Source organism: Providencia sp. PROV255, assembly GCF_028478065.1.
Taxonomy (GTDB): Bacteria; Pseudomonadota; Gammaproteobacteria; order Enterobacterales; family Enterobacteriaceae; genus Providencia; species Providencia rettgeri.
Map to the genome: position 1 here is coordinate 134,173 of NZ_JAMPMI010000019.1, position 18,076 is coordinate 152,248.

Consider the following 18,076-nt stretch of genomic DNA (forward strand, 5'->3'; position numbering starts at 1 on the left):
GTAATTTCACTATAATGTTAAAATGTTCCCATATAATAGTAGAGCTTTAAATAAATTAAATCACTCTCCTACCAATTAAGTAAAGACCCTATAAGTTAATTTCGCAACTATAAATTCTTGCTAATTAACATTATTCATAATTAATTGTTCACTATTTCAGTTATCACTTGTGCAATCTGTTGGGCATTTTTTAATGATCTAACTTGAGAAAATAGTTCATCTGCCTGATGATATTCTTTGCGTAAATAGCCTAGCCATTGTTTAATTCGGGCTGCATGGTAATGGCCTGTATCTCCTTGTTTTTCAAGTTCCGTATACTTTAATAGCAACTTGCCAACTTGCTCCCAAGGCATTTTAGACTCATTAAATTTGACCACCCGGCTAAGGTTTGGCGTATTGAGTGCTCCACGGCCAATCATTACGGCATCACATCCTGTGATTTCAAGGCAGCGCTGTGCGCTTGTATAATCCCAAATCTCACCATTAGCAATCACTGGAATCGACAATTTACGACGGATTTCGCCAATGGCAGACCAATTAATGTTCTCTGCTTTATAACCGTCTTCTTTGGTTCTACCGTGAACAGTAAGTTCTGTTGCTCCTGCTTGTTGAACTGCATCTGCAATCTCATAAGCAAATTCAGAACTATCCCACCCCAAACGAACCTTAACCGAAACAGGTAACTCTTTTGGAACTGCTTCTCGCATTGCTTTAGCGGCTCGATAGATTAAATCGGGTTGCTTTAATAAAGTCGCACCACCACCATGACCATTGACTGTTTTTGATGGGCAACCACAATTTAAGTCGACTCCCCAAGATCCTAATTCAGCCGCTCGGTTTGCATTTTCTGCCAACCACTGAGGGTGCTGCCCTAATAGCTGCACACGAACTAATGTCCCTGAAGGGGTGCGGCTTCCATACTTTAGTTCAGGGCATAAACGGTAGAATGTTTTTGCCGGTAAAAGGGTATCAACCACGCGAACAAACTCGGTTATGCACAGGTCATAGTCATTAACTTCACTTAATAAACAACGAACTAGAGGATCTAAAACTCCTTCCATAGGAGCTAACAAAACGCGCATAAATGGCTCACAAAAAACGTAATAATACCTGCTTATCATACCGTTTATTTAATAGATGAGCAGAAAAACTTCTAAGGTGGGAGATACCAAAAACTAGCTTAACGTGACTTTGCAAGTAGCTCTTTTTAATGCTATTAACATTAAAAAGAGCCGCAAGCTTATGGAAGGTTAGCTGTCACTTCGCCCTTGTTTAACTTTTTTCTGTGCGTTTTTCCATGGGGAACCCGCCCCCTTCCCTGAACTCGGCTTTGATGATGGTGCATTGCTACGACGTGGTGCTTTACTTTGATTCCTATCACCTGAACCGCCTGAACGACGTTCATTGCGTTGTGGTGTTTTTTGAATTGGCTCAGCCTTTATGGAAGGGTCGGGCTCATAACCTTCAATCGCCATCAATGGAATCGATTTTTTCAATAATTTTTCGATATCCTTGAGTAATTTAGCCTCATCGATACACACTAAGGAAACTGCCATCCCAGTTGCTTCTGCGCGGCCTGTTCGACCGATACGGTGAACATAGTCTTCGGCAACATTAGGAAGCTCAAAATTCACCACATAAGGAAGCTGTTCAATATCGAGACCACGGGCTGCGATATCCGTTGCCACTAACACACGAATATCTCCAGATTTAAAGTCAGCTAGTGCACGAGTACGAGCCCCTTGGCTTTTGTTGCCATGGATAGCAGCAGCTTTGACACCATCTTTATTTAAATGCTCAGCCAGACGGTTTGCACCATGCTTTGTACGTGTAAAAACAAGGACTTGTTGCCAGTTTTCACGGCCAATCATAAACGAAAGTAATTCCGCTTTTCGTTTTTTATCAACCAAATGCACATATTGAGTCACTTGCTCAGAAGCTGAGTTTCGCGGAGCAACCTCAATAGTCACAGGGTTATTGAGTAATTTATTTGCCAGTTGTTTGATTTCATCTGAAAACGTTGCTGAGAATAATAAGTTTTGGCGCTTTTTGGGTAACTTATTAATCACCCTACGAATATCATGAATGAACCCCATATCTAACATACGGTCAGCTTCATCCAGTACAAAAACTTCGACTTGAGAAAGGTCTACCGCATTCTGGTGTTCTAAATCTAATAAACGCCCCGGAGTCGCAATTAAGATATCAACCCCACCACGCAACTTCATCATTTGTGGGTTAATACTCACCCCACCAAAGACCACAAAAGAACGAATACGTAAATGACGGCTATATTCTTTTACATTTTCAGCAACTTGCGCTGCAAGCTCCCTTGTTGGCGTCAAAATTAACGCACGAATAGGCTTGCGATCCTTTCCTGCACGAGGAGTTGTAATAAGCTTTTGTAAAATTGGTAATGTAAAACCTGCTGTTTTACCCGTACCAGTTTGAGCGCTAGCTAAAAGGTCGTTTCCTGCAAGCACAGCTGGGATAGCCTGTTGTTGAATAGGCGTAGGGCTTTCATAACCTAATTCATTAATGGCAAGCAAAATTTCCTCGTTTAACGCGAGGTCTGAAAAAGTAGTCAAATTAAATTACTCCGGGCTTCACCGCTTCAAATTGAATGTGGCAGTTATGGGGGAAGTGAGTCAGAAGAAAAAGCGCAAACTGCCGTGCGACACTGTGTAAAATTCTAACATTATTTGCAGATGATAAATATATTAATTTAGTTTGCTTAATAAATTAATATAAAATCTCATTCGTATAGTATATATACTTATATGGTACTATGAGATGTCGTTTTTTACTTTTTATTAACATGAAAAGCCATTAAGAGCTAATTAGGTGTTATTTAATTCTGAATTTTTAAAGGAATGGTTATGAATACAAGTTCATCGTCAACGTTGCGAGGAGAAAATGCGAAAATGCAATTGCTTCTCACTGCTGCTGATGTATATGGAGAACAAGGGCTTGATGGCGCTACTACACGCAAAATCGCACAGGCATCAGGGCAAAATATTGCCGCAATTTCTTATTATTTTGGATCAAAAGAAGGGCTTTACTTAGCTGTTGCTCAGCTTATTGCAAAAACAATCAGGGATGATTTCCATGATGTTTTTCAAGCAATTGACAACTTTCTAAATCAACCTTTGTCAGTACAGGTAACTGATGATGCGCTTGATTTACTACAAAAAACAGTCATTGCTTATAATCATTTTCAGTTGGAAAAGAAAAATTTAAGCTTTTCTCGCATATTAGCACGTGAACAACTCAACCCCACCGAAGCCTATACGATAATTCATGAACAGGCTTTAGGCCCAATACATTCGCGCCTAAACCGTTTGATAGCGATTTATATTGGTGCTGACCCCAATCATTTAACAACGTTAATTCATACACACGCAATCCTTGGCGAAACCCTTTCATTTCGTATTGCTCGAGAAACGTTATTACGCCAAACTGGTTGGAAACATATTAATGAAAATGAATTTAAAATTATTAATCAAGTTCTTATTGAACATACAAATATATTATTAGCAGGCTTACGCCATCGCAAACAATATGAAAAGTGATATGATAAAAATATTAAAGTGATTCATTCACATTGATAATAACTAGAGGCTGATGATTTTATTGCAACTTGAGCCACATTTTCCCATTAAAAACAGCGGCCTCTAACAACATAATTTGTTTTCATATCATGGATTCTTTAAGTAAGGTTAGCTATGAGCAATAAAAACCGTTCTGTTGTTGTTTTCATTATTCTCATATTAATCAGTGCTGCAATTGGCGGTTATTACTACTATCAATCACAGCAAGACAAAATATTAACACTCTACGGCAATGTAGATGTTCGGACAGTGAATCTTGGTTTCCGAGTATCAGGTAAGCTCAAATCCCTAAACGTTGATGAAGGCGCAAAAATTATTGCAGGCGAGCAACTTGGTCAACTGGATGATCGCCCCTACATTAACGCCTTAAATAAAGCCAAAGGGGTACGTGATAGCGCCAAAGCTCAACTTGCTTTGAAAGAAAGTGGTTACCGAACTCAAGAGATTGCACAGGTTGAAGCTGAAGTAGCGCAAAAACAAGCCGCTTGGCAGTATGCCGATAACTTTTATAAACGTCAGCAAGGGCTTGCTGCGTCTCGCGTTATTTCAGCTAATGACTTAGACAACGCGAAGAACAATCGAAACCAAGCATTTGCCGCCCTTCAAGCAGCACAAGATAAGCTGAATCAATACCAAAGTGGCTTTCGCCAAGAGGAGATAGCGGCTGCGCGAGGCGAATGGCTACAAGCCGAGGCAGCTGTCGCTCAAGCTGAACTTGACTTACAAGATACCGTTTTAACTGCGCCTTCCCCTGGAACTGTTTTAACCCGAGCAATAGAGCCAGGCACGATCATCGGTGCAGGTAATACCGTTTTTAGCGTCACTTTAACAAATCCAGTTTGGGTTCGAGCCTATGTGAGTGAACCGCACCTTGGTGATGCCATCCCCGGTAAAGAAGTCTTACTGTATACGGATAGCCGCCCAAACCAGCCTTACCATGGCACCATCGGTTTTGTTTCCCCTACTGCCGAATTTACCCCTAAAAGCGTACAAACACCCGATTTAAGAACCGACTTAGTCTATCGACTACGTATCGTCGTCAATGATGCTGATGATGCTTTACGTCAAGGAATGCCAGTGACTATTCAATTTGCTGATAATAAACAGTAAGAGTTTGCTATGAGTGATGATTACAGTATCCGCCTATCCAATGTCGAGAAAACATTTGTTGGCTTGGATACTCCAGCCGTTGAAAGTTTAACAATCGAGATTCATGGGGGTTCTGTAACAGGCCTTGTCGGCCCTGATGGTGCAGGAAAGACAACCTTAATGCGTATGATTGCAGGACTATTAAAACCAGATGCAGGGAAAATTAGCGTGATGGGGCTCGACCCTATCGACGACAGCATTGCTATGCGAGCCAGCCTAGGCTATATGCCCCAAAAATTTGGTTTATATGAAGACCTGACCGTACAAGAAAATTTAAATTTGTATGCAGATTTGCGTGGGGTACTCGGCGAAGAGCGGCAAAAAACCTACCAACAACTGCTTTCTTTCACCAGCCTAGCTCCTTTTACCGATAGGCTAGCCGGTAAGTTATCGGGAGGAATGAAGCAAAAACTCGGATTAGCCTGTACATTATTAGGAAAACCCAAAGTTCTTTTACTCGACGAACCCGGTGTTGGTGTTGATCCCATCGCTCGACGCGAATTATGGCAAATGGTTCATACACTTGCCGATGATGGAATGCTAATTCTTTGGAGTACCTCCTATTTAGATGAAGCTCAGCAATGTAAAAATGTGCTGCTGTTAAATAAAGGCAAACAGCTTTATGCAGGAAAACCCGAATTATTGACTCAAAAAATGGTGGGACGTTCGTTTTTACTTGATGTACCTGCCTCACAAAAACGCACGGTATTGCAAAATGCACTCGTATTACCTGAAACCACCGATGGCGTGATCCAAGGCCGCTATATTCGCTTAATTTTGAAACCTAATGCGTCACAAGCGAATTTATTAACTGCATTAAATATGGCAGATGGAAAACTCATTGAGGCGCAGCCGCGTTTTGAAGATGCGTTTATTGACTTATTAGGTGGGGGTCCATCTCATCGTTCAGAATTAGCCGCTATCGTACCGCAAATTCCGCCTAATCCTGAAGAAACCGTCATAGAAGCGCGTAACTTAACCAAAAAATTTGGCCAATTTGCGGCAACTGATACCGTAAATTTCCAAGTTAAACGTGGAGAAATTTTTGGTTTATTGGGGCCAAATGGCGCAGGGAAATCGACGACTTTTAAAATGATGTGTGCGTTAATGAAGCCAACAGATGGGCAAGCACTCGTTCTTGGAATGGATTTAAAAACAAGTTCAAACAAAGTCAGACAGCACCTTGGTTATATGGCACAAAAGTTCTCGCTGTACGGCAACCTAAAAGTAGGGCAAAACCTGAAATTCTTTTCAGGTGTTTATGGTTTGCATCATCAACAGCAAGCAAAAAAAATCCAAGAAATGGTTGAGGCTTTTAACTTCAAACCGATTATCAATCAGGTTACTGAATCCCTCCCTTTGGGTTATAAACAACGTTTAGCCCTCGCCTGCTCATTGATGCATGAGCCTGATATCTTATTTTTAGATGAGCCGACCTCAGGAGTTGACCCACTAACTCGTAGGGAATTTTGGTTACATATCAATGGGATGGTTGATAAAGGCGTTACCGTTATGGTTACGACCCACTTTATGGATGAGGCAGAGTATTGTGACCGTATCGGGTTGGTTTACCATGGAAAAATTATTGCAGCAGGAACCCCTGATGAACTGAAACAGCAAATCGCCAGTACTGAAAACCCTGATCCTTCCATGGAAGATGCATTTATTGAGCTTATCATGAATTATGATAAGCAACAGGAGGCTCAATGACTCACACCGCTTCCCATTTTTCATGGCGTAGGCTTAAAGCGCTATGCTGGAAAGAAAGTAAACAAATTGTGCGGGATCCTAGCAGCGCTCTTATAGCTGTACTTATCCCATTGATGTTATTATTTATTTTTGGTTACGGTATCAATTTAGACTCAAGTAAATTACGTGTCGGTATTTTACTTGAGCAACAAAGTTCGCAAGCACGTGAATTGGTTGATACCTTCACGGGCTCACCATTTATTGATGCCACCATTAGTAATAACCGCCATTTATTAATCGATAAAATGCAAGCAGGAGAAATTCGCGGCATTATCGTCATCCCAGTGAATTTCGCAGCCGAATTGTTGAAAAAACAAGGCAATGCTGCAATTCAAGTCATTACTGATGGTAGCGAACCAAATACCGCTAACTTTGTACAAGCTTATACTCAAGGCGTGTGGCAAACGTGGCTAATTCAACAAGGGGAAAATAAAGGCTACCCAACAGAACCCTTAATTGAGCTCAATATGCGCTATTGGTTTAATGAAGCTGCAATTAGTCAGCATTTTATTATTCCAGGGGCAATTAGTATCATTATTACCGTAGTTGGTGCCATTTTGACCTCTTTAGTTATTGCAAGAGAATGGGAACGTGGCACGATGGAAGCATTACTTTCAACTCAGATTACTAAAACTGAATTATTGCTTTCAAAATTATTGCCTTACCAAGTTCTCGGTACTTTTGTGATGGTGTTATGCATGTTTGTCACCACATTTATCTTAGGGGTACCCTATCGCGGTTCTCTATTGGTCTTATTTGTCATTACCAGTCTTTATTTGGCAACCGCACTGGGAATGGGGTTATTGATTTCAACAATTACTCGTAACCAATTTAATGCAGCGATGGTCGCTCTGAATGCCGCCTTCTTACCTGCCATTATGTTATCTGGGTTTATTTTTGAAATTGATAGCATGCCAGCCATTATTCAGGCTGTGACTTATTTTATCCCTGCTCGGTATTTTGTCAGTAGCTTACAAACACTCTTTCTTGCCGGTGATATTTATATCGTTTTATTGATAGATTTCCTGCTATTAATCGCTTCTGCAATACTATTTATTGGACTAACGGCGCTAAAAACTCGCCGTCGTTTGGATTGAGGTGAGGTTATGTTTTATCGTCTATACACCTTAATTATGAAAGAACTTCAATCATTACTTCAAGAGCCGCAAACACGGGTTATCCTCATTTTACCCGTAATATTTCAGATGATTTTATTTCCTCTGGCCGCCACACTTGAGGTGACTAACACAACTATTGCTATCTTTGACCAAGACAATGGTGAGCATTCTATCGAGCTGACGCAACGTCTCGCTAAAGCCAGTGCGTTTTCTCAAGTTTTATTATTGAAGAATGAACACGATATTCGTGAAACGCTTGATAACCGCAAGGCGCTGCTGGTTGTCCGTTTTGGGCAAAATTTTAGTGCTGATATTGCAAGTCACCATAATGCTAATATGCTGTTACTCCTTGATGGACGTAATTCAAATAGTGCGCAAATTGCAGCAAACTATGTTGCACAAATTGTCACTCAATACCAACATGAGCTAACTCAATCACAACCCGTACCAAACAACAGTAAATTAATCGTTCGTAATTGGTACAACCCAAATTTAGATTATAAATGGTTTATTGTACCTTCATTGGTAGCTTTAATAACGACGATTGGGGTATTGATTGTGACATCTCTTTCTATCGCGAGGGAAAGAGAACAAGGCACCCTTGACCAATTACTCGTTTCTCCCCTGACCACTTGGCAAATATTTATTGGTAAGGCGGTGCCTGCATTGATCGTTGCGACTGCACAGGCGAGCTTAGTCCTAGTTATTGGGATCTTTTGCTATCAAATTCCTTTTGCTGGCTCCCTGCTCCTGTTTTATGCCACCATGTTATTTTACGGATTGTCATTGGTGGGATTTGGTTTACTTATTTCAGCACTGTGTTCAACTCAGCAACAAGCGTTCATTGGGGTATTTGTATTTATGATGCCAGCGGTGTTGTTATCAGGTTATATTTCCCCAGTCGAGAACATGCCAGTTTGGCTGCAACAAATTACTTGGATTAACCCAATTCGCCACTTTACTGAAATCACTAAGCAGATATACCTAAAAAATGCTGATTTTTCAGTTATCTTCCATAGTTTATGGCCATTATTTATCATTGCGATAATCACCAGTTCAGTGGCTTATTATTTATTTAGGAAGAAAATAGCGTGATCATAAAGAAACAACATTACGCTTTGAAAGTACAACTAAAAGTGCTGGAACTACCATTAACATCTTGAATTACAAATGAGCTAATAATATTCAAATCATATTTTACGATAGTATTTAGATCAAAAAACCCTTGTTACCAAAGTAACAAGGGTTTTCAATTTTAACGACTGCTATCCCCTCATTTCACTGAGTAATGAGGAATGCCAACCAAATTAGCGACGGTCGCCAAAGATACGCAGTAACATTAAGAACAGGTTAATGAAGTCTAAATACAGAGATAATGCACCCATGATAGAGTATTTACGCATTGTTTCTCTGTCGTTTTCATCAATTTGTGAACCCATTTCTTTCAGTTTTTGTGTGTCATACGCGGTTAAAGCAGCAAACAGTAAAACACCACCGTATGTGATCACCCAATACATCATGGTGCTTTGCAGCCAGATGTTAACCAAAGAAGCAACAACAATACCAATCAGCGCCATAAACAGGAAGTTACCCATACCTGTTAAGCTACGTTTAGTGGTATAGCCGTAGAAGCTTAATGCACCAAACATTACCGCGGTAATGACAAATGTGCCCGCAACAGACTCACCTGTATACGCAGCAAGAATAACTGAAATCGTTAAGCCTGTGAGCAATGAATAGAGCATAAACATGCCCGTTGCTGCCATGCCACTAATTTTTTGCAGTAGGAATGAAATTCCCATCACTAAACCGAGCTCAGCAATAATCATTCCAAAAAAGAGAATTTTATTGGTTGCAATGGTGTAGTACAAACCGCTGCTAACTGAATACCATGCAACAAAAGCTGTCAGCAGTAGACCGACTGTCATCCAGCCGTATACTTGCGACATAAATGCCTGAACGCCAGTATTGGCACCCTGGACAAGAGAATCATTACGTTGATCAAACTGACCCATGATGGTTACCCTTTCGCTAAAAGAAAAATCGACCCAGTAAAAATACTGTAATCGGAGAAATTAACCAAAGTCTAACACATTCTTTTGACAATACCATTCAGCAAATTCGTATTTTTCAGAGGAAAAAGTGCGATTACCAGCGGTTTGCAGACGCCTCGTCGGTTTCTTTCGCTTCCACCCATCGCTCATTTTCAGGTAATGTTTCTTTTTTCCAAAATGGTGCTTTAGTTTTTAAGTAATCCATAATAAATTCAGCAGCTTGAAATGCTGCATTTCGATGGGCACTCGTCACCCCAACAAAAACAATTTCTTCGCCAGGTTGTAAGGTACCAATACGGTGGATCACACTGACTCGCTGCAATGGCCAACGTTCTTTTGCTTCTACAACTATATTTGTTAACGCTTTTTCTGTCATTCCCGGGTAGTGTTCGAGTGTTAATGCCGCAACACTGTCACCTAAATTATGGTTACGCACTTTCCCCGTAAAAGTCACGACTGCACCATCACTATCGCATTGAGCAAGCCATTGATATTGCTCGCCAACACTAAAATTTTCTGTTTGTACTGCAATATGGGTGTTTTCCATATCACCCCCCAGTGACTGGTGGGAAAAAGGCCACTTCGTCCCCTTCTGAGAGTGGGTGGTCTAGTGAAACAAATGATTGATTAACAGCGGCAAGTAATTTGCCATCTTCAAGTGCCAACGCCCAGCGATCGCCTTTTTGTGAAAGCGCTTGACGTAAATCTTCAACTTTTTGGTAAGTGTCAGTGAGTTCTAAGCGTTCTGTTCCGACTAGCTCACGTACTTGAGCAAAAAATAATACTGTGATCATTATTCCACCTTAAAATGTCCAGACTTACCGCCTGTTTTTTCTAATAAACGAACAGGGCCAATCACCATATCTTTTTGCACTGCTTTACACATGTCATAAATCGTCAAAGCAGCAACGGATGCAGCAGTTAATGCTTCCATTTCAACCCCTGTTTTCCCTGTTAATCGGCAACAAGTTTCAATACGAACTCGGTTATGCTCAGGTTCCGCTTTGAGTATCACTTCAACTTTGGTTAACAGCAGTGGGTGGCATAATGGGATAAGCTGCCAGGTATTTTTTGCCGCTTGAATACCCGCAATACGCGCCGTGGCAAACACATCGCCTTTATGATGGCTACCGTCAACAATCATCGTTAGAGTTGCTGGATTCATAGTGACATAAGCTTCTGCGCGAGCTTCACGAACAGTTTCAGCTTTGGCTGAAACATCAACCATATGCGCCTCGCCCGACGCATTGAGGTGAGTCAGTTGGGACATATCTTCTCCTGAAATAAAAAAGAGTTAACCGCCGATTACAGATAAATTAGGTGTAATTCCGCTATCACCCATATGCAGAAAATGGGTTTCTCGTTTATGGTGTAAGCCTCGCTGAATGCGGGCTTTTAACGCTTCGTTTTGGTCATCTGCACCCAATAAATCACGCAGCGGAATGCCATTTTCACCAAATAAACATAAATGTAGGTTTCCTAGTGAGGAAACACGTAAGCGGTTACAGCTTTGGCAAAAATCTTTTTCGTACGGCATGATAAGCCCGATTTCGCCTTGGTAATCTGGGTGACTAAAGACTTGAGCAGGGCCGTCGCTTCGGGAACGTGGAAGCATATACCAGCCTTCTTCAATTAAACGCTCGCGAATAGTTTCACCCGAAATATGAAAACGTTGGAAAATATCGCTGCCGTCGCCGGTTTCCATTAACTCAATAAAGCGTAATTGAATAGGACGATGTTTGATCCAGTTTAGGAATGACTTCAAAGCGATATCGTTGACATTTTTCATTAATACCGCGTTCACTTTGACTTTTTCAAAGCCAGCTTCAAAAGCAGCATCAATACCTTTCATCACCTGAAAGAATTTGTCTTGTCCCGTGATGGCCGCAAATTGACGTGGATCGAGGCTATCAACACTCACATTGATCGCGTTCAGTCCAGCATCTTTCCACTCTTTTACGTCTCTGGCCATACGATAACCATTAGTGGTCACGGCGATTTTTTTGATCGATTCATTTTCATTGATGGCAGCAATAATATCACTGAAATCTTTGCGCATGGTCGGCTCACCGCCAGTAATACGCACTTTTTCTGTGCCTAATTCTGCGAATGCCGTACTGATACGACGAATTTCATCCAGTGTTAAGAATTCATGACGACCGCTTGGCTTATAGCCATCGGGTAGGCAGTATGTGCAACGAAAGTTGCAAACATCTGTTATAGAAAGTCGGAGATAGTAAAATTTCCGGTCAAATTGATCGACAAGTTGCTGCATAATCACACCTTTCCAAGTACGGGAGATGCAGACATTTCTATCTTGCACCCTGGTGGCTCTAGGCCACGGCCAGTGCATCATATTCAGTCGTTCAAACTTAGACGCAAAGGCTAGGAGTTTTATTTGGAACCGAGTCACTGATTTTAAACTGTAAAATGCGTCACTCTGTTCACTTAATTTATGTAAGGATTCTAGCCGATAGAAATTGAAAAAGCGAATTGCAATTCGATATATATCATTATATACAACGACTTACAAAAAATATTATAGAATCACCGAAGCTATTATTATCACTGATAATTTTCCATTTTAGATGGCTTTAAAAAACATAATTTCATACTAATTGATTAACATCTCTAATTATTTAATTAAACATTTATTGATATAGATCTAAAATGGGGAGCAAGCTCCCCATCTAATTGTTTACGTTATCAATATCAACACTCAACGCTTATCAAAACCGATATTTCAAATTGAATAATTGGCATATCAATTAAAAATAAATAGTAAGGTGCAAAATTTATTAACCAATAACACGACAGCGTAAAGTATGACGTATATTTAGAAACGGTATTCTATCCCGCCCGACACCGTTCGCCCTCTACCTAACGTATTGGCCAAGCTTTCCCCATAACTAACCACGTACGCCCGATTGGTCAAGTTTTCGACATTTCCTCGAATAGTTAAATTATCGGTTAAAGCATAACTTGCATATAAATCAATCAATGTATATTTAGGCCAGTCAGCTAAGTAAGGGGAATTTGATTGTACTGAGTAGTCTTGAAAACCTGGCGTGAAGCGAACGACTACACCACCATCGAGTTTTCTATCAAACGCTCGCCCACCTAATGTAAAGGAACCACGATCACCGGGTAAGTTCGCTGCACTGCTGAAAATGGCGCTGCTGTCACAATCCACATGGTTATTTGATGCCTCATTTGGCTCAACATACCAGTTACCTGGGCCAACGTCTTCGCCATACTTCAATACACCACCTAGCCATGCAGGATGTGAACAAAATTTATTTTTGCCAATCATATGGGTAAAGGTCAGGTCTGCATACACAAAACCTGCGTCGTAATTTAGTTGATATTCAACCCCTCTAAAACGGGTCGCAACCAAGTTGTTGCTATAAGCAGCATTTCCAATATTAGGGCTAACCATCCCTGGTTTCTTACGGTCAATCGCTAAGTTAATGTAGTTATCTACACGTGTATCAAAATAGGCAACTTTTGCCACAAATCGGTCTTCTTCGATAAACAATTGCGGATAATTGATGTTCATCCCCACTTCCCAAGCATTTGAACGCTCAGGTTTTAAATACGGATTGGGAAATTGAGTCGAACTACTGTGAGCACTTCCTGTGGTTAACGTTTCTGTAATCGCTGGCGGGCGCCATGACCGCCCATAACTGGTAAACAATTCCATCCATTCAACATTAGGACGTACCGCTAAACGAATATGGGGTGAAAATGCCCCTTCTGAGTTATCAACATCCCAATTTTCCGTCGTCATAACAACCTTGCAATCACGTAACCTTCTTCCTGTACATGGATTGTCTCTGGTATAAGGAAGTACTGCATAACTCATACTCGTTTGGCCTTTGAGAGAATAATAGTCATAACGCATTCCCCCTTCTAATGTTAACCAATCATCGTATTCATAAGTCAAATTAGTGAAAAGTGAGCTCAATGAACGTTTTCCGTCCGGTGTCACTCCACTCGCCGCTTCACGTGTCGAACTACTACTCGCTTTGTCTTGGAAAGTTTCCAAACCATAATGCGCTTTTAATACATTGTTATGGTTAAATTCAATTTCTGAATGATTTTCAAGCTGTATCCCTACCGTTTTGACTCGAGTGTCCATCTGGTAGCCATTATTATAAATTTGGCTAGTGGAATAGGTGTCTGTATTGTCTTTGGTATCAACAAAATACACTTTTCCTTTTAGCTCGGTGCTCCATGGTTTATCGCTAAATTGAGTGTAATCAAGGGAATAATTCTTGGCTGTTACATCACTGAAACCGCTACTTTTCCACCCTAGCTTATAAGGCCACGAGCTACCTAAATTCGTTAGCGTTCCTGCATTTGGCGTTGCCACTTTGGTTTCTAAGTAATTAAATTGTAAACGCTGTTCGTCACTTATATTCCAACCGGCTTTTGCCAAATAAGAGGTCATTCGGTAATTACTGTCATTAATACGAGTGTGTTTTAATTGGTGCGCAAGTTCATCATAATGCCCTGCCCCATTATTGACTCGAATATTACCGATATTACCGTGAGTTCCTGGTTTATAATCCCCAAGACGTCGTTCACTGGCCGCAAATAACAAATCCGCGTTTTCATTCCCTAATGCCAGCACACTACTGCCAATAAAATGAGTATTATTTGACCCCATACTCGCATGTAATTTTCCACCAAAAGTTTTATCTTTTGATAAAAAATCAGACGCATTGACTGTATTGAAGGTCGCCACACCACCTAAGGTTCCACCGCTTCCCATTCCACTTGTATTGCCCTTTTGTATTTCCACCCCAGAAAGCAGTTCTGAGTCGATATACATAGAACCATTGCGCTGCCCATGTCCGCTTTTTTGAAAGTTTTGCCGCATACCATCGATATTCATATTCACACGACCATAATCCTGTATCCCACGGATATTCACAGATAAAGAAGGGTCTTGTTGGCTAACACTCGAATAGACACCTGTCGTTAGCTCTAACACATCAGCTATGTGCTTTGGTGGGCGGTCATCAATTTGTTTTTTACTAATTACACTGACAGATGATGGACTGTTATATACCCAATCCCCTTGTTGGATCTGGCTTGCTGTGACGGTAATGTTATCTAGCTTAATCACCGAATCACCGGTAATAGGCGCGATACGCTCTATTGTTATTCGGTTATTTTGTAATTGATATTGCACAGGGTTTGAACCAATTAATCGACGTAATCCCTCCTGTAGCGTAAAGCTTCCTTTCAAGCCTTGACTTTGTAAGTCATTAATTTCTCGGCTCTGAATGATTATTTCTACCTTTGCTTGCCGAGCGAATTGCAGCAAAGCATTTTCAAGTGAGCCTGCAGCAACAGAAAATGTTATTTCCTGCTGTGCGGATGCTACCGCTGAGTTAGCCTGTGCTAGATTGAAAAATGAAAATGCAGGTAACGTAAATAATGCAAGGTGAACACAGATTGTTGCTTTTTTATAGTGGTGCTTTTTTTGAGTCATTTCCCATCCCTAAAATGATAATGGTAATAGAAATCATAATCACTTAGATTAAGACGCGGGAATTAGGAAAACCCGTAAATAAATTTTAAAAAAATAATTTATTATTATTCGATATCTATATTAATTATTAATAATCAATATATTAAAGTGAAAAATGGGATTTCATAAACGGATAAGCCATATGATGACACCAAATGCGTTACCCCACTATCAAGTGTGTTAATTTGTAATACACCACTAATGTGCCCTACTCGCTCCTCAGTCAATAAAATAATTTGCTTGTCACGGTATCGATTTATTTCAGCAATAACCTCCGGAAAGGTTTGCTGCTGAAAAATAATTTGTCCTTCTCGCCATACCGTAGAATGTGAGTTGACCATTGAAGTCATAGGCGTTATATCTGATTGATATTGAGTGAAATTTCCTGCTGGAATGACCATTTCTTGCCCTGAGAATAGTGACACCTTTACACTGTGTTGATAAACACTGACTGCCACTTTGCTATTTTCATTATCAACTGAAAATTCAGTGCCAAGTGCCTGAGTTATCCCATTTTTCGCCATAACCTGAAAAGGCCTTGGTTCCGTATCCGTTTTTGGTGCAACAGTAAAATAAGCACGCCCTCGTAATAAATTAACTTGCCGATACTGCGGGCTAAACGCTAATTGCAATTGCGCACCACTGTCGAGGTCAACACGGCTACCATCAGGTAAGGTAATATGCTGTATTTCACCGGTTTTCGCATAGTAATCCACTGGCTGTGTATATTGAAAATACCAAATTGACATGGATAACACACTCACTAGCACAACCGCCGCTATTGATAAACCAATATAGCGAGGCCGCCTCTTTTTATTCATTCCCTGTTGGTTATCTACTGTTTGTTGTCGCGGTTTATTGGCTGTTAATGCCCATAATTGCCGTGCACGATAGTATGTAGACTTATGTAACTCTGACGCATTGAGCCAAGACTGGAAATCTTCATTTTCTTGCGACGTCAGCTCTCGTTGCGTGGTTTTAACAACCCACATTGCGGCTTTGTTTTCAATTTCAGATGGACTATCAGATGGCTTCATGACTAGTCTCTCCATTTATGAATTAGCATTGCCAATGCATTGGCTAAATGTTTTTCGACTGTGCTTAATGAAATATTTAAGCGCTGCGCTACTTCCGTTTGAGCTAATCCTTCTTCTCGATGCAAGCGAAATATCTCCTGAGTCCTGGGCGGCAAAGATTGAATAATTTTCTGAATTTGTGCAAGTTGTTGATCATGAATAACCGTGGCTTCAATACCTTTTACCCGCGATGGGATCTCTTGCCATTGTTGGTCACTGATCGCCATTAATTGTTGTTTTTTCTGTAGCCGGAAGTGGTCAACAATCAGGTTTTTCGCAATTCGATACAAATACGCATCAAAATCTTGAATAGTTGATGTTTTCATTAACTCTGCCATTCGAGCAAAGCTTTCCTGTGTGATATCCATACTTAAATTATGGTCTTTAAGGTACATATTCAGATAACGGCATAACGACGATGAATGGCGAGCAAACAGGCGCTGTAATTCTGAATCAGACATATTGATCCATAAAATAAATAATGAAAATGAGAATTATTTACATGATATAGATAATAATTTAAAATGAAAACTCCCTAGCGCATTTTTCCTTCTAAGACTCACATCAATACAGAATCGTCTCTTTTATTGTTTTTTGTCACAGTACTTAAGCTAAGAATGATGTTTTATGATAGATTAACGCCCAATTTATTTTAGTCGCCATAAAACGGGCTTAGCGTAAAAAACGCATTTCGTAACTCGCTGGTTTACTTGCTTTTATAAGTACTGAAAATTAACTGATATAGGAACACTATGCCGAATTGCAGTCTGGCGGATCTCAGGCATGTTGTCGCTCTAGGTGGCGGGCATGGACTTGGTCGCGTGATGTCTTCACTTTCTTCTTTAGGTTCTCGTTTAACGGGTATTGTTACCACAACCGATAATGGGGGCTCAACAGGCCGTATTCGTCGCTCTGAAGGCGGGATCGCTTGGGGAGATATGCGTAACTGTTTAAATCAGCTAATTACTGAACCATCCATTGCTTCTGCGATGTTTGAATACCGTTTCAGCGGTAATGGTGAACTTTCAGGCCATAATTTAGGTAATTTAATGTTAAAATCATTAGACCACCTAAGTGTTCGTCCGTTAGAAGCCATAAATCTTATCCGTAATATGCTAAAAGTTGATGCGCAGTTGATCCCGATGTCGGAATCCCCTGTTGATTTAATGGCTATCGATGAAATGGGCAATGAAGTATACGGTGAGGTGAATGTTGATGCCTTACATGAAATCCCGCAAGAATTACGCTTATACCCGACAGTAAAGGCAACGAAAGAAGCCTTACAGGCTATCCACCAAGCAGACTTAATTATTATCGGCCCCGGCAGCTTTTTTACCAGTTTAATGCCATTATTGCTTTTGGATGAAATTGCAGCTGCACTGCGCGAATGTAAAGCCCCGATGATTTATATTGGTAACTTAGCGAAAGAAATTAGCTCCCCAGCAGCAAACCTGTCTTTGCCTGACAAGCTAAAAATGATGGAGCATTATATTGGTTGCCAAAAAATTGATGCGTTAATCCTTGGCCCTCGCACACAAACAAGCAATATCAGCCCTGAACGCAAAATAATTCAACGGGTACTCGAAGCTGACGATATTCCCTATCGCCATGATAGAAAGCTGTTACTGCAAGCCATCGAAGAAACCATCAACTTGTTATAACCCCCTAACCGCCATTCCGCTGCTAAATACCCGCAGCGGAAAACCTTCCCTAAAATTAGCCCTTTGTTTCCCGTATTTCCACAAAATCTATTTTCAAAATACTTTGCGTTATGGGT

Annotated in this window: 16 protein-coding genes and 1 riboswitch; of the genes, 6 read left to right on the forward strand and 10 right to left on the reverse strand. The window is 40.6% G+C overall.

Features of this window, described 5'->3' with window-relative positions; translation table 11 throughout:
- Nucleotides 1–140: 140 nt before the first annotated feature.
- Both dusC and rhlE read right to left on the reverse strand, forming a co-directional pair.
- A complete protein-coding gene (gene dusC, locus PR725_RS17680; protein WP_109910980.1) occupies nt 141–1,082 on the reverse strand; it encodes a tRNA dihydrouridine(16) synthase DusC in 942 nt (313 codons plus the stop codon).
- Nucleotides 1,083–1,250: 168 nt separating this feature from the next.
- On the reverse strand, nt 1,251–2,588 hold the full coding sequence (gene rhlE / locus PR725_RS17685; protein WP_109910979.1) for an ATP-dependent RNA helicase RhlE: 1,338 nt from the start codon (nt 2,586–2,588) through the stop codon (nt 1,251–1,253).
- Between the two features lie 285 nt (nt 2,589–2,873).
- Between rhlE and cecR the strand changes: the two genes are divergently transcribed.
- From cecR to PR725_RS17710, 5 genes are all read left to right on the forward strand, one after another.
- Entirely contained in the window at nt 2,874–3,572 is a 699-nt protein-coding gene (gene cecR, locus PR725_RS17690; RefSeq protein WP_109910978.1) for a transcriptional regulator CecR, read from the forward strand.
- Nucleotides 3,573–3,725: 153 nt separating this feature from the next.
- Nucleotides 3,726–4,721, forward strand: a complete 996-nt coding sequence (hlyD, locus tag PR725_RS17695; RefSeq protein ID WP_004909179.1) for a secretion protein HlyD — start codon at nt 3,726–3,728, stop codon at nt 4,719–4,721.
- A 9-nt stretch (nt 4,722–4,730) separates the two neighbouring features.
- Complete coding sequence (locus tag PR725_RS17700) at nt 4,731–6,470, forward strand: ATP-binding cassette domain-containing protein (RefSeq protein ID WP_272569916.1); 1,740 nt, start codon at nt 4,731–4,733, stop codon at nt 6,468–6,470.
- On the forward strand, nt 6,467–7,606 hold the full coding sequence (locus tag PR725_RS17705) for an ABC transporter permease (protein WP_110731799.1): 1,140 nt from the start codon (nt 6,467–6,469) through the stop codon (nt 7,604–7,606). Before PR725_RS17700 ends, PR725_RS17705 begins: the two co-directional genes overlap by 4 nt.
- Nucleotides 7,607–7,615: 9 nt before the next feature.
- Nucleotides 7,616–8,722, forward strand: coding sequence for an ABC transporter permease (locus PR725_RS17710; RefSeq protein WP_109910976.1), 1,107 nt, complete (start codon nt 7,616–7,618; stop codon nt 8,720–8,722).
- A gap of 212 nt (nt 8,723–8,934) precedes the next feature.
- Here the strand turns inward: PR725_RS17710 and PR725_RS17715 are convergent, their stop codons facing one another.
- The 8 genes from PR725_RS17715 to PR725_RS17750 all read right to left on the reverse strand — a co-directional run bounded on the left by PR725_RS17715 (nt 8,935) and on the right by PR725_RS17750 (nt 16,760).
- Nucleotides 8,935–9,642 carry a Bax inhibitor-1/YccA family protein gene (locus tag PR725_RS17715; protein WP_109910975.1) on the reverse strand — a complete coding sequence of 236 codons (708 nt, stop codon included), beginning with the start codon at nt 9,640–9,642 and terminating at the stop codon, nt 8,935–8,937.
- Nucleotides 9,643–9,775: 133 nt separating this feature from the next.
- The gene (gene moaE, locus PR725_RS17720; protein WP_004909169.1) at nt 9,776–10,228 is read right to left on the reverse strand and encodes a molybdopterin synthase catalytic subunit MoaE; all 453 of its coding nucleotides are present in this window, start codon (nt 10,226–10,228) and stop codon (nt 9,776–9,778) included.
- Nucleotide 10,229: 1 nt separating this feature from the next.
- Nucleotides 10,230–10,475: a molybdopterin synthase sulfur carrier subunit gene (gene moaD, locus PR725_RS17725; RefSeq protein ID WP_004909166.1), complete on the reverse strand. Its 246-nt coding sequence runs from the start codon at nt 10,473–10,475 to the stop codon at nt 10,230–10,232.
- Nucleotides 10,475–10,951 carry a cyclic pyranopterin monophosphate synthase MoaC gene (moaC, locus tag PR725_RS17730; RefSeq protein ID WP_109910974.1) on the reverse strand — a complete coding sequence of 159 codons (477 nt, stop codon included), beginning with the start codon at nt 10,949–10,951 and terminating at the stop codon, nt 10,475–10,477. The genes moaD and moaC overlap by 1 nt, the downstream gene beginning before the upstream one ends.
- A 24-nt stretch (nt 10,952–10,975) precedes the next feature.
- On the reverse strand, nt 10,976–11,956 hold the full coding sequence (moaA, locus tag PR725_RS17735; protein WP_109910973.1) for a GTP 3',8-cyclase MoaA: 981 nt from the start codon (nt 11,954–11,956) through the stop codon (nt 10,976–10,978).
- Nucleotides 11,946–12,085: riboswitch (molybdenum cofactor riboswitch) on the reverse strand. It overlaps the preceding gene by 11 nt.
- Before the next feature lie 432 nt (nt 12,086–12,517).
- Nucleotides 12,518–15,184, reverse strand: a complete 2,667-nt coding sequence (locus PR725_RS17740; protein WP_272569917.1) for a TonB-dependent hemoglobin/transferrin/lactoferrin family receptor — start codon at nt 15,182–15,184, stop codon at nt 12,518–12,520.
- Between the two features lie 134 nt (nt 15,185–15,318).
- Nucleotides 15,319–16,260 (reverse strand): FecR family protein, encoded by a 942-nt coding sequence (locus PR725_RS17745; protein ID WP_272569918.1) that lies wholly within the window; start codon nt 16,258–16,260, stop codon nt 15,319–15,321.
- A gap of 2 nt (nt 16,261–16,262) precedes the next feature.
- Nucleotides 16,263–16,760, reverse strand: a complete 498-nt coding sequence (locus tag PR725_RS17750; RefSeq protein WP_272569919.1) for an RNA polymerase sigma factor — start codon at nt 16,758–16,760, stop codon at nt 16,263–16,265.
- Nucleotides 16,761–17,051: 291 nt separating this feature from the next.
- Here PR725_RS17750 and PR725_RS17755 point away from each other — a divergent pair, with 291 nt between their 5' ends.
- Nucleotides 17,052–17,960, forward strand: a complete 909-nt coding sequence (locus PR725_RS17755; RefSeq protein ID WP_004909155.1) for a gluconeogenesis factor YvcK family protein — start codon at nt 17,052–17,054, stop codon at nt 17,958–17,960.
- The last annotated feature ends 116 nt before the right edge of the window (nt 17,961–18,076 follow it).

Excerpts from the sequence above, each read along its gene's own strand:
- hlyD (WP_004909179.1), top strand. The coding sequence starts at position 3,726 with ATGAGCAATAAAAACCGTTCTGTTGTTGTTTTCATTATTCTCATATTA.
- PR725_RS17710 (WP_109910976.1), top strand. The coding sequence starts at position 7,616 with ATGTTTTATCGTCTATACACCTTAATTATGAAAGAACTTCAATCATTA.
- moaA (WP_109910973.1), bottom strand. The coding sequence starts at position 11,956 with ATGCAGCAACTTGTCGATCAATTTGACCGGAAATTTTACTATCTCCGA.
- cecR (WP_109910978.1), top strand. The coding sequence starts at position 2,874 with ATGGTTATGAATACAAGTTCATCGTCAACGTTGCGAGGAGAAAATGCG.
- PR725_RS17715 (WP_109910975.1), bottom strand. The coding sequence starts at position 9,642 with ATGGGTCAGTTTGATCAACGTAATGATTCTCTTGTCCAGGGTGCCAAT.
- moaC (WP_109910974.1), bottom strand. The coding sequence starts at position 10,951 with ATGTCCCAACTGACTCACCTCAATGCGTCGGGCGAGGCGCATATGGTT.
- PR725_RS17750 (WP_272569919.1), bottom strand. The coding sequence starts at position 16,760 with ATGTCTGATTCAGAATTACAGCGCCTGTTTGCTCGCCATTCATCGTCG.
- PR725_RS17745 (WP_272569918.1), bottom strand. The coding sequence starts at position 16,260 with ATGAAGCCATCTGATAGTCCATCTGAAATTGAAAACAAAGCCGCAATG.
- moaD (WP_004909166.1), bottom strand. The coding sequence starts at position 10,475 with ATGATCACAGTATTATTTTTTGCTCAAGTACGTGAGCTAGTCGGAACA.
- PR725_RS17705 (WP_110731799.1), top strand. The coding sequence starts at position 6,467 with ATGACTCACACCGCTTCCCATTTTTCATGGCGTAGGCTTAAAGCGCTA.
- PR725_RS17700 (WP_272569916.1), top strand. The coding sequence starts at position 4,731 with ATGAGTGATGATTACAGTATCCGCCTATCCAATGTCGAGAAAACATTT.
- dusC (WP_109910980.1), bottom strand. The coding sequence starts at position 1,082 with ATGCGCGTTTTGTTAGCTCCTATGGAAGGAGTTTTAGATCCTCTAGTT.
- PR725_RS17755 (WP_004909155.1), top strand. The coding sequence starts at position 17,052 with ATGCCGAATTGCAGTCTGGCGGATCTCAGGCATGTTGTCGCTCTAGGT.
- moaE (WP_004909169.1), bottom strand. The coding sequence starts at position 10,228 with ATGGAAAACACCCATATTGCAGTACAAACAGAAAATTTTAGTGTTGGC.
- PR725_RS17740 (WP_272569917.1), bottom strand. The coding sequence starts at position 15,184 with ATGACTCAAAAAAAGCACCACTATAAAAAAGCAACAATCTGTGTTCAC.